Raw genomic sequence first — 24,728 nt, forward strand, 5'->3', positions numbered from 1 at the left:
CACGCTAGCGTTGATGCACGATAGTGCAACAGGCGGGATCGCCGCCCTCCTCCGCGCGACGAGGACGGGGACCGCCGGCCCGCGGCGCCCGGCGGTCCACCGCCACCCCCGGCTTGAGGCCCCCACCGCCCCCCGCTAGACCCCGCTCGTCCAACCGGAGCCCCGCCCATGCCGATGCCCACGCCCCAACCCGGCATCATGGAGATCGACCTCTACCAAGGCGGCGACTCCTCGGTCCCGGGCGTCGCGGACGTGGTGAAGCTCTCGTCCAACGAGAACCCCCTCGGCCCGCCCCCTTCCGCCGTCGAGGCGGCGCGCCGTGCGGCGGCCGACATGCATCTCTACCCGTCCACGGACCACCGGTCCCTGCGGGAGGCCATCGCCGAGACGTACGACCTCGACCCGGACCGGATCGTCTGCGGCGTCGGCTCCGACGAGATCCTCCACCTCCTCGCCCAAGCCTTCGCCGGCCCCGGCGACGAGGTGCTGCACACCGAGCACGGGTTCCTGATGTATCCCATCGTGGCCCGCGCGGCGGGCGCGACCCCCGTGCAGGCCCCCGAGGCCATGCGCCGCGTGGACGTGGCCGCGCTGCTCGACCGCGCCACGGACGCCACCGCGCTCACCTTCGTGGCGAACCCCGCCAACCCCACGGGCACCACGATCTCCGCGCAGGACATCAACCGCTTGGCCAACGGCCTGCCGGGCCTCCTCGTGCTCGACGGGGCCTATGCCGAGTATGCCGAGGACGCCGCCCTCAAGCTGGCCGAGGCCCGCGACGACGTCGTGGTCACCCGCACCTTCTCCAAGGCCTACGGGCTGGGCGGGATGCGGGTCGGCTGGGCCTACGGGCCGCGCGCGGTGATCGACGTGCTCAACCGCATCCGGGGGCCGTTCAACCTCTCCACCGTGGCGCTGGCCGCCGCCGAGGCCGCCGTCCGCGACCGCGACCGCCTGCGCGAGACGGTCGAGACCAACGCCCGCCTCCGCTCCGAACTGACGCGGGGCCTCGTCGGGCTGGGTCTTGAGGTCGACCAGTCTGAGGCCAACTTCGTGCTCGCCCGCTTCGCCTCCGAGGCCGAGGCCGCCGCCTGCGACGCCCACCTCAGGTCCTTGGGCGTCATCGTCCGCCACCCCCGCGCCTACGGCTTCCCCGAAGGCCTGCGCATCACCGTGGGCGACGAGGAGGGCGTCCGCCGCGTCCTCGACGGCATCGCGTCGTTCCGCGCCGCGCAGGAGGCCGCCGCGTGATCTACGAGCGCGTCGCCTTGATCGGCCTCGGCCTGATCGCAGGCTCCATGTCGCTAGCCATGCGCCGCACTGGGTTGGCGGGCGAGGTCGTGGGCACCTCGCGGTCGCGCGCGACGCGGGAGACGGCGCGCGAGATCGGGCTCGTCGACCACGTGTTCGACACGGCCGCCGAGGCGGTGGAGGGCGCCGACCTTGTCGTCATCGCCACGCCCATCGGCGCGATGGAGGCCGTGGCCCGCGAGATCGCACCCCATCTGAAGCCTGGCGCGACCGTCACCGACGTCGGCTCCGTCAAGCGGCGGGTGATCGAGGCGGTCGCCCCGCACCTGCCGGACGGCGTGCATTTCGTGCCCGCGCATCCGATGGCGGGAACCGAGCATTCCGGCCCCGAGTCAGGCTTCGCCGAACTCTTCGACAATCGCTGGTGCCTGATCACCCCCATCGAAGGCGGCGACCCGAGCGCAGTCGAGCGCCTGACGGCGCTCTGGAACGGCCTCGGCGCGAACGTCGACGCGATGGATCCGGACCACCACGACCTCGTCTGCGCCGTCACCAGCCACGCCCCGCACCTCATCGCCTACACGATGGTCGGCGTGGCCGACGACCTGCGCCGCGTGACTGACTCCGAGGTGGTAAAGTACTCGGCGGCGGGCTTCCGCGACTTCACCCGCATCGCGGCCTCCGACCCGACCATGTGGCGCGACGTGTTCCTGACGAACAAGGACGCCACGCTCGAGATCCTCGGCCGTTTCACCGAGGAGCTCTTCGCTCTGCAGCGCGCCATCCGCACCGGTGACGGCCAGATGCTCCACGACTACTTCACCCGCACCCGCGCCATCCGGCGCGGCATCATCGAGGCGGGACAGGACACCGCCGCGCCGGATTTCGGGCGCGGCGGCGCGAAGGGGACACGATGACGAGACTGATCACCCTGCTCCTCCTGTGCGCGACCGGCGCGCAGGCCGCCGTGGCGCCCGTGCCGCGACCCGACACCCCCTACGCCCGCGAGGCCGCCGCCCGCGCGGAGGCCGCGGCGCTGCGGCCGGGCGAGGACGACATGCGGCCGACGGTGCGGCCCTATCGCTTCACGACGCCCGACGGCACCTATCGCCCGACGTCGCGGCCCGCGATCACCCGCGCCATGCTGGCCGAGATGCGCGACCCCCTGCCCAAGGTGGAGGCGGCGGGCACCGTGCGCCGCTCGGTCCTGCCGAAGTTCAAGCCCTTGGAGGCGATGCGCAACGCGTTCCGCCGCCGCGAGCGCGAGGCGCCGCAGTCGGTGCCGGGCGGCGGCCTGTGCGGCATGCCCACGCTGGTGGGCGAGGCGATCGGCGCGGTGCCCGGCAACGGCGCCTGCGGCATCCCCAGCGCGGTGCGGGTGCGCTCGGTCGCGGGCGTGGCGCTGTCCCAGCCCGCGCGCATGGACTGCGACACCGCGCGCGCCTTCGACGCATGGGTCCGCGGCGCGGCGATCCCGGCCTTCGGCCAGCGGTCCCGGCTGGTGGGCATGCAGATGGCCTCGGCCTACTCGTGCCGCCGCATCGCGGGGTCGGGCAAGCTGTCGGAGCACGGCAAGGGCCGGGCGATCGACATCTCCTCCTTCACCTTGGCCGACGGGACGCGCGTGCGCCTGATCGACGGTTGGAACGGCCCCTACGGCCAGATCCTGCGCAACGTGCACCGCGCCGCCTGCGGGACGTTCAAGACGGTGCTCGGGCCGAACGCCAACGCCGCGCATCGCGACCACTTCCACTTCGACATGGCCCAGCGGCGGTCGGGGCAGGCCTACTGCCGATGAGATGGGCCGTGCTCCTCCTTCTCGCGGCCGGGCCCGCATGGGCCGAGGCGCCGGTCGCCTCCTTCGTGCCGCCCGAGCGGCCCGCGGCGGTCGAGCGCGAGGACTTCGCCACGTGGCGCGCCGGGTTCCGCGCCCGCGCGCTGGCCGAGGGCATCTCGCCCGCCACCTTCGACCGCGCGCTCGACGGCGTGACCCCCGACCCGGAGGTGATCCGCCGCGACCGCAGCCAGAACGAGTTCACCAAGACCCTCTGGGCCTACCTGACCACCGCCGTCTCCGACGCCCGCCTCGCCAACGGGCGCCGCGCCTTCGCCCGCCATGCCGACATGCTGGCCCGGGTCGAGCGGGAGACGGGCGTGGACGCGGCCATCGTCACCGCGATCTGGGGGCTGGAAAGCGCCTACGGCGCGGTCCGGGGTTCGGACAACACGATCCGCTCGCTGGCCACCCTCGCCCACGACGTCCGACGGCGCGACTTCTTCGAGGACCAGCTCCTCGCCGCGCTGCGCATCCTCGACGACGGCGGACCCGCGCTCCGGGGTTCGTGGGCCGGCGCGATGGGCCACACGCAGTTCATGCCCCGCGCCTATCTCGACCACGCGGTCGACGGCGACGGCGACGGCGACGCGGACATCTGGTCCGACGACCCCGACGACGCGCTGATGTCCACCGGCGCCTACCTCGCCCACCACGGCTGGACCCCCGGCCAGCTATGGGGCGTGGAGGTGACGCTGCCGGACGGGTTCGACTACCTCCTGACCGGCGAGCCGACGACCAAGACCGCCGCCGAATGGGAGGCCTTGGGCGTGCGCGGCGTGGACGGCCCCCTGCCCCCCGGCGAGGGCGTGTCGATCCGCGTCCCCGGCGGCGCGGGCCACGCGGCGCTGGCGACCTATCCCAACTTCCGCGTGCTGGAGCGCTACAACACGGCGGACGCCTACGTGATCGCCGTGGGCCATCTCGCCGACCGCATCCGCGGCGCGGGGCCGTTCCGGGGCGGCTGGCCCGACGACCGCGCGCTCACCTTCGACGAGCGGGTGGAGCTGCAGGCCCGCCTGCGCGACGCGGGGTTCGACCCGCAGAAGCTCGACGGGCGCGTCGGACCGCTCACCTTGGAGGCCACGCGGAGGTGGCAGGCGAGCGCGGGGCTGGTGCCCGACGGGTATCCCTCGCCCGCCCTGCTGGAGCGGCTGCGCGCGGCGACCGGCGGCTGACCGTCCCGGCTCAGACGTCGAGGAACACCGTCTCGCCCTCGCCCTGCAGGCGGATGTCGAACCAGAGCCCGCCGTCCCGCGCCTCGGCGACCAACGTCCCGGCCCGGTCGCCGGCGGCGGCGAGCACGGCGTCCGACGAGCCGGGCCAGTACATCCGCGTGTGCAGGCCCAGCCCGATCCCCCGTGCGAAGATCATGAGGGTGAGGAACGACGCCCCGCCGACCGGGCCCGGCCGCACGGTCTGGAAGGTCCACACCCCGTCCGCATCGCAGCCCGAGCGCCCGAACCCGTGGAACCCCCGCGCGGCGTCCGGGGGGAAGCGGCCCTGCGGGTCGGCCTGCCACGCCTCCACCATCGCGTCCGCCGCCGGCTGGCCTTCCCCGTCGAGGACGCGGCCCCGGACGGCGATCCGCTCGCCCTCCACCTCCGGTCCGGCGATCACCGACCCGACGTCCGCGCCACCGTACATCGGCAGGCCGGACGCGTTCGGAAGCAGGCCGATGTGGAGGTAGGGACCCGCGGTCTGGGAGGACGTCTCGGTCATGCCCGCCCCTCGAACGGCGTCGCGGCGCGTCCGCGCAGCACGAGGTCGAAGCGGTAGGCCCGCGCGTCGAAGGGCACGGTGCCCTCCATGTCGAGCCGCGCGACGAGGCGGTCGATGGCGGCCGCGTCCGGCACGGACTGCACGATGGGGCAGAGGGCGACGTGGGGGTCGCCCTCGAAGTACATCTGGGTGACGAGGCGCTGGCCGAAGGCATGGCCGAACAGGCTGAAGTGGATGTGCGCCGGTCGCCAGTCGTTGCCGCCGTTGGGCCACGGGTAGGCGCCCGGGCGGATGGTGCGGAAGGCGTAGCGCCCTTCCGCATCGGTCATGCAACGCCCGCAGCCGCCGAAGTTCGGGTCGAGCGGCGCGAGGTAGCCGTCCTTGGCGTGGCGGTAGCGCCCGCCCGCGTTGGCCTGCCAGACCTCGACCAGCGCGTCGGGGACGGGGCGCCCGGCCTCGTCGCGCAGGTGGCCATGCACGATGATGCGCTCGCCCAAGGCGGGCGCGCCGGAGAAGTTGTGGACGAGGTCGGCGTCCGTCCCGCCGATTAGGTCGTGGCCGAAGACCGGCCCCGTCTCCTCCGCCGGGCCGGAGGGCATCGAGAGCGGCGCATGGCGCGGCGCGCGGAGCGCCGTGGAGCGATAGGCGGGCGCCAGCGCGGGCGGATGGACGGTGCGGTCGCGGGGGGAGAGGGTCATCCGCCGTCCTCCTCCGCCCAGACGCGCTTGGCGAGCTTGAGGGCGTGGTTGGCACGGGGCACGCCCGCGTAGATCGCGACGTGCTGGAACGCCTCCACCACGTCGGAACGCGTGGCCCCGGTGCGCGCGCAGGCGCGGACGTGCATCGGGATCTCCTCGAAGTTCCCCGTCGCGGCGAGCAGGGCGAGGGTGAGCATGGACCGCTCCCGCCGCGGGATCGCGTCGGAGGCCCAGACGGTTCCCCACGCGCCGGTTTCGATCAGGTCCGCGAAGGCCGCGTCCTCCGGCGTGGCGGCGGCCCGCGCGCGGTCGACATGCGCGTCGCCCAAGACCTCCCGGCGCACCGCGTGCCCCTTCTCTCTCCGATCCATTCCCGTCCTCCCGAGCCGAGCGTGGCCCGCCATGATCCTGCCCGCAAGCGTGGCGCGGAGGCCGCACCCGCCCCGCACCCGCCGCGCCCGCGCCCCCGGAGGCCGCGCGCGCGCGTAAGGTGCCCGCCGACCGGCCCATCCAAGAGGCCGCAGGAGCAGCGCATGACCCCCGACACGCCCCGCAGCGTCCTCTTCGTCGTGGAGAACCTGCCCGTCCCCCTCGACCGCCGCGTCTGGCTGGAGGCGACGACGCTCAAGCGGGCGGGCTACGAGGTGTCCGTCATCTGCCCGATGGGGCGGGGCTGGGATCTTCCCTACGAGGTCATCGACGGCATCCACATCCACCGCCACCCGATGCCGCCCGAGGCGCATTCCGGCGCGCTCGCCTATGCCCGCGAGTACGGCGCGGCGATCTACCACTGGTTCCGGCTCGCCAAGCACGTCCACCGCAACCGCGGCTTCGACGTGATCCACGGCTGCAACCCGCCCGACCTCGTCTGGCTGCTCGCGCTGCGCTGGCGGCCGTGGGGGGTGCGCTACGTGTTCGACCACCACGACGTCTGCCCGGAGCTCTACGAGGCAAAGTTCGGCAGCACCGGATGGATGTGGAAGCTGATGTGCGTGCTGGAGCGGATCAACTTCGCCTTCGCGCACGTCTCCATCGCCACCAACGAATCGTTCCGCGCGCTGGCCAAGGACCGCGGCGGGATGCGCGACGAGGACGTGTTCGTCGTCCGCTCGGCGCCCAAGATCGACGTGTTCAGGCCGGGGCCGGGCGACCCGTCCTACCGGAAGGCCGAAACGATGCTCGGCTGGGTCGGCGTGATCGGGCAGCAGGAGGGGCTGGACCTGATGGCCGAGGCGGTGGGGCACCTCGTGGCGGAGGGCCGCGACGTCCATGCGCTGATCGTGGGCTTCGGCCCGCATCTCGACGCGGTCAAGGCCGACGTCGCCGCGCGCGGCCTGCAGGACCGGTTCACCTTCACCGGCGCGCTCTACGGGGACGACATGCTGGCGGCCCTGAACGCCGTGGACATCGGCGTCTCCTGCGACCCGAAGAACGCGATGAACGACATCTCCACCATGAACAAGGTGATGGAGTTCATGACCTTGGCCAAGCCCCTCGTGCAGTTCGACCTGACCGAGGGCCGCGCCAGCGCGGGCGACGCCGCCCGCTACGCCGAGGACAACGACCCGGCCGCCTTGGCCCGCGAGATCGCTTGGCTGATGGACCATCCGGAGGCGGCCCGCGCAATGGGCGAGCGGGGCCGCGCCCGCGTCCTCGATCGGCTCTCGTGGGAGCATTCGGTGCCCCACCTCCTCGCCGCCCATGCCCGCGTGGCGGAGAAGGCTGGGAAGCCCGTGCCGGAGGTTCCGCAGGGGGCCTGACCCTTCCTCCGTCCCGGCGGGAGCGCTCGGGCGCTGGCGTCGCGCCCGAGCCGGCCTAGCCGGGGACGAACGCCGGCATGCGCGCGAGCGCCGGGGCGAGGACGCGCCGCAGCCGCGTCTGCGCGTCGGCCACGCTCTCGCCCGGCGCGATCGGCGTGGTCAGCCGCACCAGCGCCCCGTCGGACCGCCCCCGCAGCACCGCGTCGCGCAGCACCGTGAGCTTCGCCAGCCGATCGTCGGTCATCCGCCGCCCGCGCTGCTCGAACCAGTAGAGCACGAGCTGCTCCGCGCCGTCCCGGCGGATCACCGCGCGGTTGGCGGGGAAGCCGATGTCCACCTCCTCGAAGCCCGCGATCTCCCAGCCGCCGGCGGGAAGGCACACCTCGGGCGAGTGCAGCCCCGCCCCGTCGACCTGGCTCGCGTACCACGCCGTGAAGAGCGCGACGGGCGCGGCCTCTCCGGGGGCGGCGTAGGTCGCCTCGAGGTAGTCGGTCGCACCCAAGGCCCGCTCGATCTCGGGCGCGAGGCTGCCGCGGCGCCCGGTCCAGCCATCGAGGCGCAAGGGGAAGGCGGCGAAGTCGAGCCGCTCCGGCGCCGGCCGGGCTAGCGGCGGCATCGCGGCGAGCGCGACCGCCACGAGGGCCGTCAGCGCGGCGGCCGCCAGCGCCCCGCGCGTGGCGGCCGCCACGGGCGCTTCGGCGAGGCGGGCGGCGAGGCCCGTGCAGTCGAGGTCGAGCATCTCGGGCGCGCGGCGACGGGCCGGGACGGTGCGGTGCAGGAGCGCGGCCATGCCCCACAGGAGGCCGACGCAGGCGCCGAACACGACCCAGCCCTCGATCCAGTGCATCGCGCCCTGCGCCCGCTCGATGCCGTGGCGGTCGACCAAGACGCCGATCATCGCGATCCGCGCCGCGTTCAGGACCACGGCCAAGGGCGCGGCGGCGGCGACCAGAAGCAGCCGGTGCGCCATCGGCCCGCGATAGACGATGCCCATGAGATAGGAGAAGGACAGGATCGGGAAGAGGTAGCGCAGGCCGGAGCAGGCCTCGGCCACCTCCAGCTTCCAGACCCCGAGGTCGATGACGTGCCCCTCCAGCCAGACGGGCACGCCGACGAGCCGCAGCATCCAGACGCCCATCTCGGCGCTCACGGTCTGCAGGCCCACGCTGGCCTGCCAGTAGAGCACCTGCGGCAGCGGGATCATGAAGGCGAGGTGCAGGACCGAGGCCCAGTGCCGCCGCCCTCGGCGCCAGCCCATCGCCATCAGCACGAGGCCCATGGCCCACGGGATCGTCGCGTAGGCGACCACGTCGGGGATCCGCGCGGCTTGGCCGAGCGCGGCGAGGGCGAGCGCGCCCAGCAGGAGCGCGATCCCCGCCCGCCGGTCGGGCGCGGGGTCGGCGGGGGCGGGGCGATCGCGCAGCTCGCGCAGGAAGAGCCAGAGCGAGATCAGCGGGATCAGCGGGCCGTGGGAGTATTCCGGCGTGGCCCATGCCCCGCCCAGCGCGACGAGGCCCGGCCAGAAGGCCAGCGCGAAGGCGGCGGCCAAGGCGGCGGGGGCCGCCCATGCCGCGCCGCCGCGGGCGCGGGGCATCCACGCCGCGTCGCTCACGGTCGGGCCACGCCCGCATCGGCCTCGGCGGCCCAGCGGTCCTGCGCCTCCTGCAGCACGCGCTCCATCAGGACGGTCTCGGCCTCGGTCGCGCGGGCCTCCGCGGCGGCGAAGCGGCGGCCCGCCTCCTCCGTCCGCCCCCACGACGCGTAGGCCATCCCGAGGTGGAACTGCACGATCGGGTCTCCGGGCAGCGCCTCGGCGGCGGCGCGCAGGTCGGGCAGCGCCGCGTCGAGGGCGCCTTGGCGGTAGGCCACCCAGCCGCGCGTGTGGCGCAGCGCGGGCGCGTCCAGCCCGGCGAGGCGGGCGGCGAGCGCGGCGGCCCGGTCGAGCGAGGCCGCGTCCGTGCGCCACGTCGCGAGGAGCGAGGCGAGGTTGTTCGTCGCCACCGAATCGCTCCGGTCCTCCTCGTGCAGTGCCTGCGTGAGCGCGATGGCGTCGTCGATCTGCCCGATCGCCTCGAGGCGGCTGGCCTCGTCCATCCGCAGCATCCGCGATCCGGGCGCGGCGGCGAGGCCCCGCGCGAGGATCTCGGCCGCCTCCTCCTCGCGCCCGACCGCGCGCAGGAGCGCCGTCAGGAGGCGCACGGCGTTCTCGTCGGAGGGGTCCGTGTCGACGAGGCCGCGATAGTCGGCCTCGGCGGCGGCCAGCTCGCCCGCCTGCGCGTGCAGGCTGCCCGAGACGAGGCGCAGGTCGCGGTCGTGCGGCGTCTCGAGGAGGGCCGTGTCCACGTATTGCCGCGCCCGGTCGAGCCGCCCGACCCGCACCAGCGCGGTGGCCATCGCCAGCGTCGGGCGCAGCTCGTCGTCCCCGTGCCGCAGCGCGAGGTCGTTCAGAAGCGCCACCCCCTCGGCGTGGCGGTCCTGCGCGGCGAGGATGCTGGTCTGGATCGCGAGCGCGGCCTCCGCGGACTCGGCCGTGCCCATCGCGCTCAGGTCTCGCGCCACGCCGGCCGCGGCGGCCCAGTCGCCGCGGCGCAGGAACAGGTCGGCGGTCGCGGTCGCCACCTCCAGCGAGCCGGGGCTGCGCGCCCGCGCCGAGAGCAGGACGTGGGCGGCCACGTCGGGCCGGTTGGTCCGGCGCAGGTAGCGGACGTAGCGCAGCGACTCGGCGGGGGCGTAGCCGCTCGCGTCCACGGCGTCGGCCAGCCGCTCCCCGGCGAGGTCGGGGTTGCCCGACAGGAAGTGCGCGCCGGCGAGGAGCACGAAGATGCCCGGATCGCGGGGGTCGTGCTCGCTCGCGGTGCGGAGCACGAGGATCGCCTCGGAGGCGCGATCCTCCTGCATCAGCCAGCGCCCCCGCATCTTGAGCGCCTCGACCTGCGCGGGATGGCTGGCGAGCACGGCGTCGATCTCGGCCTTCGCCGCACCGAGGTCGCCGGTCTCCTCCAGCATCCCGGCGAGCAGGACGCGCACCCGCGCGCGGCGGTCCCCGTCCGGCATCGAGGCGGCGACCGCCCGGACCTTGGCGAGGCCCGCGTCGCGGTCCCCGTCCTCGAAGTCGATCAGCGCGTCGTGCGCCTCGTAGATCGGACGGTCCGCCTCCGGGGCGGCGGCGACGAGCGCCGCCAGCTCGGCCTTGGCGGCCGCCGCGCCCTGCGTCCCGCGCAGGAGGCGGACCACGTCGAGATGGCCCTTGGGATCCCCGGGGCGCGCGGCGGCGAGGCTGCGGAGGTAGGTCTCGGCCCCGTCGACGTCGCCCTGCTGCAGCAGCCACGCGACCACGAGGCCGCGCACGTTCTCGTCGTCCGGGAAGAGGTCCGCCATCTGCATAAGCCGGGCGCCCGCGCCGCGCGCGTCGCCCTGCCGGGTCAGGAGGCCGATCCGCATCATCTGCAGCTTGCGGTCCTGCGGATCGCGCGCGAGCGCGGCGTCGAGGATCGGCAGGGCGGACGACGGGTTCGGCCCGGTGACGATGTCGTCGAGGACGACGCGCAGCATCAGGCCGTCCTCGGGATCGACCTCCGAGGCCCGCCGCGCCTCGGCGGCGGCGGCGGCGCGGGCCTCGCGGTCGCCGCTGCGGCGCGCCTGCCGGTAGCGCAGGACGATCTCCATCGCCTCGGCCTCGGGGGCTTGGGGCGACGACTTCAGCATGGCCTCCGCATGGCGCTCCAACTCGCCCCAGTCCCCGGCGCGGAGCGCGAGCACCCCGAGGCGGTGGCGGATGTCCGCGGCGGTGGGCCAGCGCTCGATGTAGTCGGTCATCACCGCGTAGGCCTGCGAGAGGTCGCCCGCCGCGACGTGCAGGTCGGCCATCGCGCGGCGCGCGTCGCGGTGGCTCTCGTTCCAGCGCAGGGCGTTCTTCAGCTCGATCTCGGCGCGGGGCAGGTCGCCCGCGGCGAGGAACTCGACGCCGGAGACGAAGAACACGTCGGCCTTCTCCTCGGGGGACTTGCAGGCGGCGAGGAGCGCGGCCGCGCAGACCAGCAGGGCGACCTTCATGGGGGTGCGGCGCATGGGGAGGGCCTCCGTCAGCGGCCGGAGGCGCGGAGGACCACGCCTACGGTCTTGGCGATGATGCGCGCGTCGCCCCCGACCGAGAGCGCCCGGTCGTAGTCGCGATCGTAGCCCGCGCGGTCGGCGAAGTCGGACTCGTGGCGCGCGGACACCTGCCACGCGCCGGTCAGGCCGGGGCGCAGGCGGTAGTACTCGTGGCCCGGATAGAGGGCGCGCTGCCCCTCCATCATGGGGCGCGGCCCGACGAGGGACATGTCGCCCGCGAGCACGTTCCAAAGCTGGGGCAGCTCGTCGAGCGAGGTGCGCCGAGTGATCCGGCCCATCCACGTGACGCGCGGGTCGCGCTCCAGCTTCTGGTGGCGGTCCCATTCGCGGCGCGCGGCGGGGTCGGCGGCGAGATGCGCCTCCAAGGCGGCGTCCGCGCCCACGACCATCGAGCGCAGCTTCCACATCAGGAAGGGCGCGCCGTTCCGCCCGATCCGCCGCTGCGCGTAGAAGGCGGGGCCGCCGTCGAGCATCGTCAGCCCCGCGAGCAGCCCGACCACGGGCAGGACCACGGGGGCGGCGAGCAGGACGAGGGCAACGTCCACGACGCGCTTGACGGTCGCGCGATAGGCCGCGCGGCGCGCGGCGCGCGCGTCGGAGAGCGGATGGGGCGCGGCGGCGGGGATCATGCGGCGGGTCCTCCGGCCCGCGTGCTGGAACGGCGGGCGGCACATCGTTTCGGTCCGGGGGACGGTCCGGGCGACGCGAGTCGACCGATCCCTCCCGCCCGACGTGATGGACGGCGCTTGGGGCGAATTTTGGGCGAGACCCATCGAAACATGCGCCGATCGCGCCACGCCGCCCCTGCGCGGCGGGCGACGAGGCGGACCCGGCGTCAACGGCGCCGCCTCTCAAATTCACCCGAACGGTCACAAAGCCGCCCGAAACCGCCGCCATCTGGGAAACGATCTCAACCGCCCCCGGACCGGGTGCCGCACCGCAGAAAGGACCGACATGGCCAGCCTCGACGTCTACGCCGCGCATTACGGCCTGTCCGACCGTCCCTTCTCGCTCGTGCCGGACCCGGCCTACCTCTACTGGTCGCCCGACCATGCCCGGGCGCACGCGGTCCTCGAGTACGGGGTCCTGACCTGCGCGCCCATCACGCTCGTGACCGGCGAGATCGGCGCGGGCAAGACGACCCTCATGCACCGGTTCCTCGACGAGGCGGGCGACGACCTGTGCGTCGGCCTGATGTCGAGCGCGTGGGACGCGCACGAGGACCTGCTGCTCTGGGTGCTCACGGCGTTCGGCGAGGAGGTCGACACGACCCTCGGCCATGTCTGCGCGATGCGCGCGCTCCAAGCCTTCCTGATCGAGCGCTACGCGGCCGGCCAGCGCTGCGTCCTGATCGTGGACGAGGCGCAGAACCTCGGGCGCCGCGCCCTCGAGGAGCTGCGGATGCTCACCAACATCAACGCGCGCCGCGACGAGCTGCTGCAGATCGTCCTGATCGGGCAGCCCGAGCTGCGCGATGCCGTGCGCGGGCCGGGCATGGAGCAGCTGGCGCAACGCATCGCGGCGGCCGCCCACCTCAAGGCGATGGACGCCGCGACGACCGCCGGCTACGTCGCGCACCGCCTCGAGGTCGCGGGCGCCACCACGCCGATCTTCGACGAGGCGGCCTGCGTCATGGTGGCCGAGGCGACCGGCGGCATCCCCCGCCTCGTGAACCAGCTCTGCGAGCTGGCCTTGGTCTACGGGATGGCCGCCGAGGCCCCCGCGGGCGAGACGCCCCGCGTGACCGCCGCGACCGTCCGCGAGGTGCTGGACGACGGCCTGTTCTTCGCCGCGCGCCCGACGCCCGCCGCCGCGGTGGCCTCGGAGCCCGTGCCCGTTCCCCTCCGCCCCCGCGCTGTGTGACCTGATGGATACGAGCTTCTACATCGGCATGTTCAAGGACCGGCTGCACTGGTTCCTGCTCTGCGTCGCGGTGTTCACCGCCGCCGGGGTCGGCCTCGCCGTCAAGCTGCCGGCGACCTACCGCGCGGCCGCCGTGCTCGTGGTCGAGTCCGAGAAGATCCCCGACGAGCTGGCCGCGTCGACGGTCGAGACGGCCGCCGTCGAGACCTTGGAGATCATCGACCAGCGCATCCGCTCGCGCGAGGCGATGCTCGACCTCGCCACGCGGATGCGCGTCTACGGCACCGCAACCGACACGCTCGCCGCCGACGCCATCGTGCGGGACATGCGCGACCGCATCACCTACGACATCGACGGCAGCGGGCGCGACGGCGTCCGCGCCACCCTGCTGACCGTCGCGTTCGACGACCCCCTCCCCGCCCGCGCCGCCGCCGTCGCCAACGAGCTCGTCACGCTCGTGCTGGCCGAGGACGTGCGGATGCGGACCACCGTGGCCCGGCAGACGCTGGAGTTCTTCGAGCAGGAAGTCGCGCGGCTCGACCAGGACCTGTCGCGGATGAACGCGCGCATCCTCACGTTCCGCGAGGAGAACCGCGACGCCCTGCCCGAGGGCGCGACGTTCCTGCGCGCCCGGCTGGACGAGGCGGAGGCGAACCTCGCCCTCCTCGAGGACCGCGCCGAGGCCGTCCGCCGCCAGCGCGAGCGCCAGCAGCGCCTGCACGACAGCCTGCGGACCATCGACGACACCGCGAGCCGCCCGGCCCAGACCCGCGAGGAGCGCATCCTCTCCGGGCTGCGCCGCCAGCGCGACGCCCTGCCGTCCGGCGACCCGCAGCGGGCCGAGTTCGAGGACCGGATCGAGTCGCTGTCGCGGCGCGTCAACTCCGAGCGGCTCGCCTCCGGGCGCGGCGGCGCGTTCGCGCGGACGATGGCGGACTACGACGCCGAGCTCGACGAGATCGCCGCCCAGACCGCCCGGCTCACGCAGGAGGTCGAGGCGGCCCGGGTCGCCCTCGCGGCGACGCCGGGCAACGCTCTGACCCTCGCCACGCTCGAGCGGGACTACGACCTGCTGCGGTCCCAGTACACGCAGGCGGTCGAGGCCAAGTCGCTGGCCGAGACCGGCGACGCCATCGAGACGCTCTCCAAGGGCCAGCGCATCAGCGTCATCGAGCAGGCCGTCATCCCCGGCGCCCCGTTCAAGCCGAACCGCGTCCTGATCGCGGGCGGCGGCCTGTTCGCGGGCGTGTCGCTCGGGCTGATCCTCGTCGGGGGCCTGATCTTCATGCAGCGCGGCCTGCGCCGTCCGGACGACCTCGTGACGGCGCTTGGGATCACGCCGTTCGGGGTGCTCCCCTACATCTACACCGAGGCCGAGCTCGAGTCGCAGCGGCGCCAGCTGCGGATGGGGATCGGCGCGGCGGTCCTGTCGGTCCCGGTCGCGCTGGCGGCGGTGCACATGCTCGTCATCCCGCTCGACCTGCTCGTGGCGCTCGCCCTTCGGAAGCTCGAATCCCTGCCTGCGCTGATCGGCCTGCGGACCGACTGAGAGGACATGCCAATGGACCACGTCAACAAGGCCATCGCCGAGGCCCGCGCCGCCCGCCGCGCCGCCGCCCCCGAGGCGCCCGCGCCCCAAGCGCCCGTCTCCCTGCTGCGGAAGGCGGGCATCGCGCGCCCCGCGCCGCCCGCCGCGCCGAAGGCCGAGGCCGCCCCCCGGCCCGCCTCGTCGGCGGTGACGCGCGACGCCGCATGGGCGGCCCTGCCCGACTTCCGGCCCGACCCCGAGCTCTTGGAGCACCACCGCGTGCTCACGCAGCACAGCCGCCACGAGGGCGCGCCCTTCGACGTGATGCGGACCAAGCTGCTCAAGCAGATGCGCGACCGGGGCTGGACCCGGCTGGCGATCACGTCGCCCACGCCGTCCTGCGGCAAGTCCACGGTCAGCGCCAACCTCGCCTTCTCGTTCTCGCGTCAGACGGAGACGCGGGCGATCCTGTGCGAGATGGACTTCCGCCGCCCGTCGATGGCGCGCCTCCTCGGCATGAAGCGGCGGCAGAGCATCTCCCGCGTGCTCAAGGAGCGCGCGGCGTTCGAGGAGCACGCGGTCCGCTACGGCGACAACCTCCTGATCGCGACCAACGCGGGCCCGGTCCGCAACCCGGCCGAGCTGATGCACTCCACCTCCGCCGTCTCCGCGCTCCGGCGGATCGAGGAGACCTACGCGCCCGACGTGATGATCTTCGACATGCCGCCGATGCTGGTAGCGGACGACACCATCGCCTTCGCGCCGCATGTCGACGCGGTGCTGCTGATCGCCGCCGCCGAGGCGACGACCGCGCGCGAGATCGACCTGTGCGAGAAGGATCTCGCGGACCGCACCAACGTGATGGGCGTCATCCTCAACAAGTGCAGCCATCCGGGCCAGGACTACGGCTACGGGTACGGCTACGGCTACGAGCCCTCGGCGGCCTGACCCCATGCGCCTCGCCGTCGTCATCCCCCATCTCGACCAGCCCGCCGACCTCGCGCGCGGGCTGGCGGCGCTGTTCGCGCGGAGCGACGGCCCGGACGAGGTGATCGTGGTCGACAACGGCTCCGCCGCGCTTCCCGTGGACGTGGTCGCGGCGCATCCCCGTGCCCGCCTGATCTCCGAGCCGACCCCGGGCCCCGGCCCCGCGCGCAACGCAGGCATCGCGGCGACCGGCGCGGACCTGCTGGCCTTCCTCGACGCAGACTGCCTGCCCCGCCCCGGCTGGGCGGGCGCCCTGCGCGCGGCGTTCGCGGACGGGTTCGACGGCATCCTCGGCGGCGACGTCCGCGTCGAGCCCGCCGATCCGCGCCGCCCCACGCCGGTCGAGGCCTACGAGGCCGTGTTCGCCTTCCGCATGGACCGCTACGTGGCGCGCCAAGGCTTCACCGGGGCGGGCAACATGGCCGTGCGCGCCCGGACCGCGCGCCGCATCGGCCCCTTCGCGGGGCTGGGCGTGGCGGAGGACCGCGACTGGGGCCACCGCGCGCGGGCGATGGGGATCGAGACCCGCTTCGACCCCGCGATGGCCGTCACGCACCCCGCGCGCCCCTCGCTCGGAGAACTGCGCCGCAAGTGGGACCGCCACGTCGCCCACGACCGGGCCCGGGTGGTGACGCCCGGCGCGCGCCTGCGCTGGGTGGCGAAGGCCGCCGCCCTGCCCCTCTCCCCCCTCGCCGCCCTTCCCGAGATCGCGACGACCGACCGCCTCGACGGCCCCCGCGCCCGCGCGGCGGCGCTGGCGGGCTGCACCGCGATCCGCTGGCACCGCGCCCGCCGCATGGCGTCCCTCGCCCTCGGCGGCGATCCGGTCGCCCTCGCCGCGCGCTGGCGCGAGGCGGCGGCGTGAGCGCGGCGGCGGACACCGGCCTGCGCGGACGCCTGCTGCGAGGCGGCGCCCTGCTCACCGCGAGCAACGTCGCCGCCTCCGCGCTGATGCTCGCGCGCAACCTCGCGGTCGCGGCGCTGCTGCCGATCGAGGACTACGGCACGGCGGCCGCGCTCGTCCTGGTCATCACCGTGGCCGAGACGCTGACCTCGCTGGGGCTGGACCGGCAGATGGTCCAGTCCCGCGACGGCGACCGCCCGGAGACGCAGGCGGCGCTGCACGGCGCGCAACTGCTGCGCGGCCTCCTCGTGGCGGTGGCCATGCTCGCGACGGCGGGACCGGTGTCGCGCCTCTTCGGCATCCCCGAGGTGGCATGGGGATTCGCCGCCCTGTCGCTCGTCGCGCTCGTCCACGGGGTCGCGCATCTCGACCTCCACCGGCAGGCCCGCGCGATGCGCTTCGGGCCGCAGGCCGCGCACCTCGCCCTCCAGCCCGTCGTCTCGCTGGCCGCCGCATGGCCGCTCGCGTGGTGGCTGGGCGACTGGCGCGCGATGCTGGGCGTGATGCTGGTGCACGCGGCCACCGGCACGCTGGCCTCGCACGCCGTGGCCGAGCGCCGGTGGCGCGTCTCGTTCGATCTCGACAGGCTGCGCGGCGTCCTCGCATTCGGCGCGCCCCTGCTCGGCGGCTCGCTGATGGCGCTGGCGACGATGCAGGCGGACCGCTTCGCGGTGACGACATGGTTCGACATGGCCACGACCGGGGCCTTCGCGATGGCCCTCACGCTCACGCTGACGCCCGCGCTGGTCCTGTTCCGCGCGGCCTCGACCCTCGCGCTGCCGCTGCTCTCGGCTCCCGATCGCGCGACCTCCGAGGGCGCCGCCGCCTTCGACGCCCGCGCGACGGGCGGCATGGCCCTGATGCTGCCGGTCGCCGCGCTCTACGCCGCTCTGCTGCCGCCGGTCCTCGGGCCGCTGGTGACCGCGCTCCTCGGCCCGGAATTCGCGCCCGCGCGGGACCTGATGCCCCTGCTCGCGGCGGCGACGGCGGTGATGCTGTGGCGCACCGCGCCGAGCACGATCGCCACGAGCCAAGGCCGCACCGGCCTCCTGATGGTCGCGGGCCTGCCCCGCGCCGCCGCCGCCGGGCTGGGCATGGCGCTGCTGCACGGCGGCGCGCCCCTCGAGGCGCTGCTCGTCTGCGGGCTGATAGGCGAGGCGGCGGTGGCCGTCCTGCTGGTCGGCCTCCTGCGCCGGGAGGTGCCGCTCGTGCTTCGACCGCTGCTCCTGCCCGGCCTCGCCGCCTCCCTCTCCATCGGGGCCGCCGCCCTCGGCGCCACCGGCCCCGCGGCGCTCCTCGCGCTCGCGGCGGTCGCGACGCTGCGCGTCCCCGGCCTCCGCCTTCCGTTCACCCGGCGCCGCGCGCCGCAACCCGTGGGGATGCCCGCATGAAGTCGCACACCCTCCTCTACCTGCCCCTCGTGGCGGTGATCGCCGGCGTGGCCGGCTACGTCGGCGGACGCGAGGGCGGCGGCCCGCTGACCATCGGCGCGCCGCAGGACACGATGTACGACGCGGGCGCCGCGCAGGCCCGGCCCGGCGCCGCCCCGGGCGCCGACCTGGAGGCGGGCGACGTCCTCGCCCTCAAGCCGGGCACGCATCCGCCGCTCGCGCTCTCGGGGCTGCGGGGGACCGGCGAGGCCCCGATCCTCGTGACCTCCGCCGACCCCGACCGGCCCGCCGTGCTGGACGGCCTCTCCCTCCGCGACAGCCAGCACGTCCGGGTCGAAGGCGTCGCGCTGCGGCCCGCGGGCGGGCGCGGCGCGGTGGTGGTCGCCGCCTCGGGCCACGTCTCGCTCGTGGACCTGTCCATCGCGGGCGCGCCGGGCGAGGGCACGGTCGGCGTCGACGTGCGCCGCTCGGTGGCGGTGACGCTGGAGGACTCGGACATCGAGGGCTTCGCCACGGCCGTCGCCTTCGACGGCACCGACGGCGCGGTGCTGCGCGCGAACCACATCGGCGGGGCCACCGGCGCGGTGGTGACCGTCCGGGACGGCGCATGGGTCACCGTCGAGGACAACCGCCTCGACGCGGGCGGCCACGACGCGGAGGATCGCCCCTCGATCCAGCTCGTCGGGCAGGCCGGCGCCGACGGCGCGCCGGGGCTGACCGACGCGACCGTGGCGGGCAACACCTTGGGCGGGTCCGAGGCCCGGCCCGCGCGCATCGTCGCCACCGGCGCGCTGCGCGACGTCTCGTTCGAGGGGAACCGGCTGGAGCATCCCGCCCGGCAGGCCATCGTCGTCGGCGCGGCCGACGGGGTGGTGATGCGGGCGAACGCGCTGATCGGCGGGCCGGAGGCCGAGCGCGCGGAGATCGTCGTGGCCTCCGCCGCCACCCGGGTCGAGCGCGCCGGCAACGTCGCGCGCGGCGCGTCCGGCGAGGCGCGCGCCCTCGACGTCGATCGCGCCCTGGCCGAGGCCGAGGCGGGCGCCGCGCTCGCGTGGTCGGAGCGGCTCGACCTCAACGAGCACGTCCCCGACCTGACCGATCAAACGCCCATCATCGGCGGGACGTCCTTCGTGGCCCCCCGCTACGGCTGGGAGCAGGCGCCGTTGCAGGCCGGCACGACCCGCTTCGACCTGCCGCGCCGGATGCGCTTCGACGCCGCCACGGGCGAGATGCTGACCTACGACGCCGTCGGCGACCCCGACCACGTCGAGACGCTCGGGCGGCATCTGGGCCGCATCGGCGACGGGCGCGACGGGTTCGACGTCCCGCGCGAGTTCGTCCGCAGCTTCTTCGACGCGGAGGCCTTCATTTTCGACATCCGCCTGCGCGCGGTACCGGACCGCTCGGCGTGGGGTCAGTTCATGCGGATCCACATGAGCATGGAGATGGGCGTGACCGACCAAGGGCACCTGACGGTCAGCCTCGGGACGATCGACGCGCGCCCGGTCACGCTGAAGGTGAAGGACGCGAACCTGCTCGACGGGGGCTGGCACGACGTCCGGGTCGGCTACGACGCCCGCTCCGGGGAGGTCTGGGCCGAGGTCGACGGCGGCGCCCGCGCCCGCGCGTCGACGCGCGGACGGACCCGCCCACCCGAGCACTGGAGCCTGCACGTCGGCAACCCGTTCGGCGACCGCAAGGAGATGGACGGCGAGGTGTCCCTGATCCAGCTCTCGGCGATCGGGGCGAACTGACGGATGGCGGCGGGGGCGGCCATGATCGGGACGGCGGGACCCGAGGGCGCGATGCCGCGCCTCCGGGCCGGCGCGTTCCCCCGCCCCGCCACGGCGACGGCCTCGGGCGGGCGCGTCCTCACGTGGGTGACGGCGGCGTACTTCGCCGCCGTGCTCCTTCCGCTCACCGTCTCCCTCGGAGGGCTCTCGCTCACCGGGGTCCGGATCCTCCTGCTGGCGGTGACGCTGCCCCTCTTCGTGCAGCTCGTGACGGGGCGCTACGGTCGGCTGATCGCGACGGACTGGCTGCTGCTGGCGCATGTCGCGGTGATGGGCGTCACGCTGATGTTCACGTCGCCCGAGCTCGCGGTGACGCAGGCCGGCTCGCTCGGGATCGAGATCTACGGCAGCTACCTGCTCGGACGCGCATGGGTGCGCACGCCCGACGAGTTCGCCCGCCTCGCCCGCTGGGTCGTGGCCTTGGTCCTGCTGGCGCTGCCCTTCGCGGTCGTCGAGACGATGACGGGCCGTCCGCTCCTGCTCGAGATCCTGCGCGCCGTTCCGGGCACGTCGACGAACGAGACCGTCGACGCGGGCCAGCGCATCGGCCTGAACCGCGTGCAGCTGACCTTCCCGCACCCGATCCACTTCGGCGTCTTCTGCGCCACCAGCTTCCCGCTCGCGATGGTGGCGATGCGCGCGCGGATGCGCCGCATCCGGCGCCTCGCCATCGGCGCGCTCTGCGCGGCGACGGCGCTCCTGTCGCTGAGCTCCGGAGGGCTGCTGGCCATCGCGTTCCAGATCGCGCTGATCGGCTGGGCCACCCTGACCCGCGCGGTCCCGGCGCGCTGGCGCGTGCTCGTGGGGCTCGCCGTGATCGCCTACGTCGCGGTGGACCTCGCCTCGAACCGCTCCCCGATCCAGGTCTTCATGACCTATGCGACCTTCTCGCCCCACACGGCCTACTGGCGCGCCCTGATCTTCGAGCACGGGCTGCAGAACGTCTGGAACAGCCCTTGGGTCGGGATCGGGTTCAACGACTGGGAACGGCCGGGCTGGATGCACACCGACTCGGTGGACAACTACTGGCTGCTCCTCGCGATGCGGCACGGGGTGTTCGGCTTCCTGACGATGGCCGCCGCGTGGATCCTGCTGATCGCGCGCGCGGCGGGGCGCCCCCTGCCCGCCGGGGGCGAGGTGCGGATGCAGCGGCTCGGCTACGTGTTCGTCATGCTGGGCCTGATCTTCTCGTTCGCGACGGTCCACGCGTGGAACAGCATCCACGCCTTCGCCTTCCTGCTGCTCGGGGCAGGCGCGTGGTTCGGCACCGCGCCGGACGCGCTGCTCGAGGACGGTCGCGGCGCCCCCCCGGCCGGGCCTGCGGGGCCGCCGCGCCTGCCCGGAGCGACGCGCGCGGTCGAGCCGCCCCGCCATGTCCCCACGCCCGCGCCAGACCCCGTACCCGCCCCGAGACCCGCGCGCGCGGACGCCGCGGGGTCGCCCCGCGCGGAGGCGCGCCACAGCCGCTTCGCCCCCGTCCACCGGAGGAGGACGTGACCGCGCCGCGCCTCGGCGTCGTCGTCGTCACCCATCGCAGCGCCGACGTCATCGGCCCCTGCCTCGCGTCGCTGATGGCGTCCGAGGGCACCGCCCTGCGGGTGGTCGTCGTCGACAACGCCTCGCCCGACGACACGCTGGCGGTCGCGCGGGGCGTCCACGTCGCAGCCCCGCACTCCGTGGAGATCGACGCCGCCCCCGTGAACGCGGGCTTCGCGGGCGGGGTGAACCGGGGGCTCGCCCGCCTGTTCGCAGATGACGGCCTCGACCGCGTGTGGCTGCTGAACCCGGACTGCACGGCCCGTCCCGACACCGCCGCCGTCCTCGCGGCCTGCGGCGGGGACGCGCCGTGGGGCATGATCGGGGGACGGGTCCTCTACGACGACCCGCCCGGCGTGGTGCAGTCCGATGGAGGGCGGCTCGACCGGCGCACGGGCCGGACCGACGGGATCAACCGGGGCCGTCCCGCCGCCGAGGCGGCCATGCCGGCGCGGATGGACTTCGTGTCCGGCGCCCATCTCGTCGCCTCGCGCGCGCTCTACGAGCGGGCGGGGCCGATGCCCGACGAGACGTTCCTCTACTACGAGGAGGTGGCGTGGGCGCGGCGCCTCGGGGACCTGCCGATCCTCCCTTGCCCCGGCGCGGTGGTGCATCACCGCGCGGGCACCTCCATCGGGTCGGGGCGTCCGGGTCGGAGGGCCAGCCCGATGTCGACCTACTTCCTGCACCGGGCGCGGCACCGCTTCGTGCGCGCCCACCTCCCGCAGGCGCGCCTCGGGGCGATGGCGTTCTCGTGGGCGAAGGCGGCGCAGATGGCGGCGAAGGGCGATCTCGCCGGGGCCGACGCGCTCCTGCGGGGCGCGCTCGACCGTCCGCCGCCCGCCGCCGTGCGGGACCGGCTGGACCCGGCGGCGCGGACGATCGCCTTCCGCTGAACGGGAAAGGCCCCGCGCGGTGCGCGGGGCCTCCCGGGATCGCCGGATCGGGGGGAGAGGGACAGGCCCGGCGACCGTGTCCGTGTCATTCCTGGTCGCGCGCGGCCTCGGCCAGTTCCGCGAAGATGGCCTGCGCGCGCGCGGAGTGGCCGTTGCCCGAGACCTGCACGCCGGAGCCGAGGATGCGGCCGTCCTGGCTGTCGGCCGAGCCGTTCTGGATGGAGCGGGCCAGCTCGAAGGTCGGGCTCCCGCCGATGGCGGAGCGGCGGAAGGTGGTCCGGGGCTGGATGCGGTCGCCCTGCTCGGCGGAGTCGTTGTGGATCGCGATGGCCAGCGCCGGGTCGGCGGAGGCGGCGGTGCCGAGCGTGGCCCCGGCGAGGAGAGCAGCAGCGGCGGCGGCGAGGATGGTGCGGGTCATGGGTGTGGTCCTTGTGCGGCCCGGGTCCGTGCGTCCCAGGGTGGGTGAAGTGCCGGTGGGGCGGTGGTCCGTGCCCCGGTGGCGATGACCCCGATCTACGCCGCGTCCGGTCGCTCCGCATTGCACGGGGGCGTGAGACGGGGTGGAGATGGGTGCGTGGGTGCACACCCACCGCCCCCTGCCGCACCTCGCTCACGCCGGCGGGAACGGGGCGCGCGATACTGAAACGAAGGCGGCCCCCGGCGGGGTGCCGGGGGCCGTCCGCTGCGGTCCGCTCGTGCCTCACTCGCCGATGGCGACGCCCTCCCGGCGCGGATCGGCCCCGCCGATCAGCCCGTCCGGCGTGACGGCGATCGCGTGGAGGCCCGAGTTCAGCCCCCGCACGTTCACCTCGTAGCCCAGCGCCTCCAGGTCCGGTGCCAGCGCGGCGGCCGCCGTCCCCTCCTCGAGGTCGTAGGTCCCGAAGCGGTTCACGAGATGGGGCATCGACACTGCGGCCTGCGGATCCATCCCCCAGTCCATGTGCGCCACGATGGCCTGGGCCACGTAGCCGATGATCCGCGACCCGCCCGGCGAGCCGATCACCAGCACCGGCGCGCCGTCCCGCATCACGATGGTCGGCGCCATCGAGGAGCGCGGGCGCTTGCCCGGCTCGACCCGGTTGGCGACGGGCCGCCCGTCGTCATGGGTGGCGAAGGAGAAGTCCGTCAACTCGTTGTTCAGCAGGAACCCGCCCGGCGCCCAGACCCGGCTGCCGAACCCGTTCTCGATGGTCGTCGTCATCGACAGCGCGTTGCCGTCAGCGTCCACGATGGAGATGTGGGAGGTCGAGGGCAGGGACAGGTCGAGGCCCGGCGCGAGGTCGAGCGCGGCATGGTCCCACGGGGGGGTGCCGGGCTCGACGCTCTCCAGCGCCATGTCCCCGGACAGCAGCACCGCCCGCCCCGCTAGATACGCCTCGTCCAAGAGGTCCGGCATCGGGACGAAGTCGCTGTCGGCCATGTAGAGGCCCCGGTCCGCGAAGGCCAAGCGGGACGCGTCCCCGATGAGCCGCCACGCCTCCGGCGAGTCCGGCCCCAGCGCGGCGAGGTCGTAGCGGTCCAGCATGGCGAGGATCTGCCCCACCGTCAGCGCGCCGGACGAGGGCGGCCCCATCCCGCAGACCTCCGCCCCGTGATAGGGCGCGCACACGGCCTCCCGCTCGACCACCTTGTAGGCGGCGAGGTCCTCCAGCGACAGCAAACCCGGCTGCGCCGCCCCGCGCACGGCGGCGACGATCCCCTCGGCGATCTCGCCCTCGTAGAGCGCGTCCGCCCCCTGCTCGGCCATCGCCCGCAGCGTGTCGGCATAGGCCGGGTTGCGCAGCGTCTCGCCCTTCTGCAACGGCGTGCCGCCCGGCAGGAAGTAGGCCGCCGTCTCGGGATGCACGCTCAGGCGCTCGGCATCGCCCGTGACCGCCATGGCGAGGCGGAGCGAGGTCGGGAACCCGTCCTCGGCCAGCCCGATGGCGTCGTCGAACAGCCCGCTCCACGAGGCCGTGCCCCAGCGGCGATGCGCCTCCTCCATCAGCATGGGCGTGCCCGGCGTGCCGACCGACAGCCCTCCGACCACCGCGTCCCAGAAGCCCATCCGCTCCCCGTCCTCGGTCAGGAACAGCTTGGGCGTGGCGGCCATCGGCGCGGTCTCGCGCCCGTCCAGCGTGGTCAGCGTGCCGGTCGCGGCGTCGTAGTAGACGAGGAACGCCCCGCCCCCGAGCCCGCTCGACTGCGGCTCCACCAGCCCCAGAACCGCCTGCACCGCGACCATCGCGTCCGCCGCCGACCCGCCTTCGCGCAGCACGCGCGCCCCCGCCTCGGCGGCCAGCGGGTTCGCCGCGGCGACCATCCAGTCCTGCGAGGTAACGGGGGCGGCCGCCTCGGGCGTCAGCCCGGCGGTGGCCCCTTCGGGCGCGACGGCGTCCGCCGCCTCTTGGGCCAAGGCCGGGGTGGCGAGCAGCGTGGTGGCGAGAAGAACGCGGAGCATGGGGCAGCCTCC

The 24,728-nt window shown here is 74.7% G+C and carries 21 protein-coding genes; 13 read left to right on the forward strand and 8 right to left on the reverse strand.

The genetic code is table 11. From position 1 onward, the window contains the following. Window positions 1–168: 168 nt before the first annotated feature. Genes hisC through JQC91_RS02345 form a run of 4 tightly spaced genes read left to right on the forward strand, consistent with a single transcriptional unit; the run spans window position 169 to window position 4,263 of the window. Window positions 169–1,251, forward strand: coding sequence for a histidinol-phosphate transaminase (gene hisC, locus JQC91_RS02330; RefSeq protein ID WP_203285155.1), 1,083 nt, complete (start codon window positions 169–171; stop codon window positions 1,249–1,251). Beyond that, a complete protein-coding gene (locus JQC91_RS02335; RefSeq protein WP_203285156.1) occupies window positions 1,248–2,168 on the forward strand; it encodes a prephenate/arogenate dehydrogenase family protein in 921 nt (306 codons plus the stop codon). The genes hisC and JQC91_RS02335 overlap by 4 nt, the downstream gene beginning before the upstream one ends. After that, on the forward strand, window positions 2,165–3,049 hold the full coding sequence (locus JQC91_RS02340) for an extensin family protein (RefSeq protein WP_203285157.1): 885 nt from the start codon (window positions 2,165–2,167) through the stop codon (window positions 3,047–3,049). Before JQC91_RS02335 ends, JQC91_RS02340 begins: the two co-directional genes overlap by 4 nt. Before the next feature lie 8 nt (window positions 3,050–3,057). Next, window positions 3,058–4,263: a lytic murein transglycosylase gene (locus tag JQC91_RS02345; RefSeq protein ID WP_343069887.1), complete on the forward strand. Its 1,206-nt coding sequence runs from the start codon at window positions 3,058–3,060 to the stop codon at window positions 4,261–4,263. A gap of 10 nt (window positions 4,264–4,273) precedes the next feature. Here the strand turns inward: JQC91_RS02345 and pcaG are convergent, their stop codons facing one another. Genes pcaG through pcaC form a run of 3 tightly spaced genes read right to left on the reverse strand, consistent with a single transcriptional unit; the run spans window position 4,274 to window position 5,876 of the window. After that, window positions 4,274–4,807, reverse strand: a complete 534-nt coding sequence (gene pcaG / locus JQC91_RS02350) for a protocatechuate 3,4-dioxygenase subunit alpha (RefSeq protein WP_203285159.1) — start codon at window positions 4,805–4,807, stop codon at window positions 4,274–4,276. Continuing rightward, entirely contained in the window at window positions 4,804–5,505 is a 702-nt protein-coding gene (pcaH, locus tag JQC91_RS02355) for a protocatechuate 3,4-dioxygenase subunit beta (RefSeq protein WP_203285160.1), read from the reverse strand. The genes pcaG and pcaH overlap by 4 nt, the downstream gene beginning before the upstream one ends. Beyond that, window positions 5,502–5,876, reverse strand: a complete 375-nt coding sequence (gene pcaC, locus JQC91_RS02360; protein ID WP_203285161.1) for a 4-carboxymuconolactone decarboxylase — start codon at window positions 5,874–5,876, stop codon at window positions 5,502–5,504. The genes pcaH and pcaC overlap by 4 nt, the downstream gene beginning before the upstream one ends. Window positions 5,877–6,038: 162 nt before the next feature. Between pcaC and JQC91_RS02365 the strand changes: the two genes are divergently transcribed. Next, the gene (locus tag JQC91_RS02365) at window positions 6,039–7,265 is read left to right on the forward strand and encodes a glycosyltransferase family 4 protein (protein WP_203285162.1); all 1,227 of its coding nucleotides are present in this window, start codon (window positions 6,039–6,041) and stop codon (window positions 7,263–7,265) included. 55 nt (window positions 7,266–7,320) lie between these two features. Here JQC91_RS02365 and xrtD read toward each other — a convergent pair whose 3' ends face one another. The 3 genes from xrtD to JQC91_RS02380 are packed head-to-tail and all read right to left on the reverse strand — an operon-like array spanning window position 7,321 to window position 12,007. Further along, window positions 7,321–8,877: a VPLPA-CTERM-specific exosortase XrtD gene (gene xrtD / locus JQC91_RS02370; RefSeq protein WP_203285163.1), complete on the reverse strand. Its 1,557-nt coding sequence runs from the start codon at window positions 8,875–8,877 to the stop codon at window positions 7,321–7,323. Then, window positions 8,874–11,333, reverse strand: a complete 2,460-nt coding sequence (locus JQC91_RS02375) for a tetratricopeptide repeat protein (RefSeq protein ID WP_203285164.1) — start codon at window positions 11,331–11,333, stop codon at window positions 8,874–8,876. Before JQC91_RS02375 ends, xrtD begins: the two co-directional genes overlap by 4 nt. Window positions 11,334–11,347: 14 nt before the next feature. Further along, entirely contained in the window at window positions 11,348–12,007 is a 660-nt protein-coding gene (locus JQC91_RS02380; protein WP_203285165.1) for a sugar transferase, read from the reverse strand. Between the two features lie 325 nt (window positions 12,008–12,332). Here JQC91_RS02380 and JQC91_RS02385 point away from each other — a divergent pair, with 325 nt between their 5' ends. The 8 genes from JQC91_RS02385 to JQC91_RS02420 are packed head-to-tail and all read left to right on the forward strand — an operon-like array spanning window position 12,333 to window position 22,276. Continuing rightward, a complete protein-coding gene (locus tag JQC91_RS02385) occupies window positions 12,333–13,241 on the forward strand; it encodes an AAA family ATPase (RefSeq protein WP_203285166.1) in 909 nt (302 codons plus the stop codon). Window positions 13,242–13,245: 4 nt separating this feature from the next. Next, a complete protein-coding gene (locus JQC91_RS02390; RefSeq protein WP_203285167.1) occupies window positions 13,246–14,790 on the forward strand; it encodes a lipopolysaccharide biosynthesis protein in 1,545 nt (514 codons plus the stop codon). A 12-nt stretch (window positions 14,791–14,802) separates the two neighbouring features. Further along, complete coding sequence (locus JQC91_RS02395) at window positions 14,803–15,717, forward strand: CpsD/CapB family tyrosine-protein kinase (protein WP_203285168.1); 915 nt, start codon at window positions 14,803–14,805, stop codon at window positions 15,715–15,717. A gap of 4 nt (window positions 15,718–15,721) precedes the next feature. Then, the gene (locus JQC91_RS02400) at window positions 15,722–16,621 is read left to right on the forward strand and encodes a glycosyltransferase family 2 protein (RefSeq protein WP_203285169.1); all 900 of its coding nucleotides are present in this window, start codon (window positions 15,722–15,724) and stop codon (window positions 16,619–16,621) included. After that, entirely contained in the window at window positions 16,618–18,051 is a 1,434-nt protein-coding gene (locus tag JQC91_RS02405) for an oligosaccharide flippase family protein (protein WP_203285170.1), read from the forward strand. Before JQC91_RS02400 ends, JQC91_RS02405 begins: the two co-directional genes overlap by 4 nt. Further along, window positions 18,048–19,805 (forward strand): right-handed parallel beta-helix repeat-containing protein, encoded by a 1,758-nt coding sequence (locus tag JQC91_RS02410; RefSeq protein WP_203285171.1) that lies wholly within the window; start codon window positions 18,048–18,050, stop codon window positions 19,803–19,805. Before JQC91_RS02405 ends, JQC91_RS02410 begins: the two co-directional genes overlap by 4 nt. A gap of 21 nt (window positions 19,806–19,826) precedes the next feature. Further along, the gene (locus JQC91_RS02415) at window positions 19,827–21,341 is read left to right on the forward strand and encodes an O-antigen ligase family protein (RefSeq protein WP_203285172.1); all 1,515 of its coding nucleotides are present in this window, start codon (window positions 19,827–19,829) and stop codon (window positions 21,339–21,341) included. Beyond that, window positions 21,338–22,276, forward strand: a complete 939-nt coding sequence (locus JQC91_RS02420; RefSeq protein WP_203285173.1) for a glycosyltransferase family 2 protein — start codon at window positions 21,338–21,340, stop codon at window positions 22,274–22,276. Before JQC91_RS02415 ends, JQC91_RS02420 begins: the two co-directional genes overlap by 4 nt. Window positions 22,277–22,361: 85 nt before the next feature. On the opposite strand, the gene JQC91_RS02425 is transcribed toward JQC91_RS02420, so the two are convergent. Both JQC91_RS02425 and ggt read right to left on the reverse strand, forming a co-directional pair. Further along, window positions 22,362–22,694 carry a hypothetical protein gene (locus tag JQC91_RS02425; protein ID WP_203285174.1) on the reverse strand — a complete coding sequence of 111 codons (333 nt, stop codon included), beginning with the start codon at window positions 22,692–22,694 and terminating at the stop codon, window positions 22,362–22,364. A gap of 282 nt (window positions 22,695–22,976) precedes the next feature. Further along, window positions 22,977–24,716: a gamma-glutamyltransferase gene (gene ggt / locus JQC91_RS02430; protein ID WP_203285175.1), complete on the reverse strand. Its 1,740-nt coding sequence runs from the start codon at window positions 24,714–24,716 to the stop codon at window positions 22,977–22,979. Between the last annotated feature and the right edge of the window lie 12 nt (window positions 24,717–24,728).

The organism is Jannaschia sp. Os4, from assembly GCF_016820245.1.
Taxonomy (GTDB): Bacteria; Pseudomonadota; Alphaproteobacteria; order Rhodobacterales; family Rhodobacteraceae; genus Jannaschia.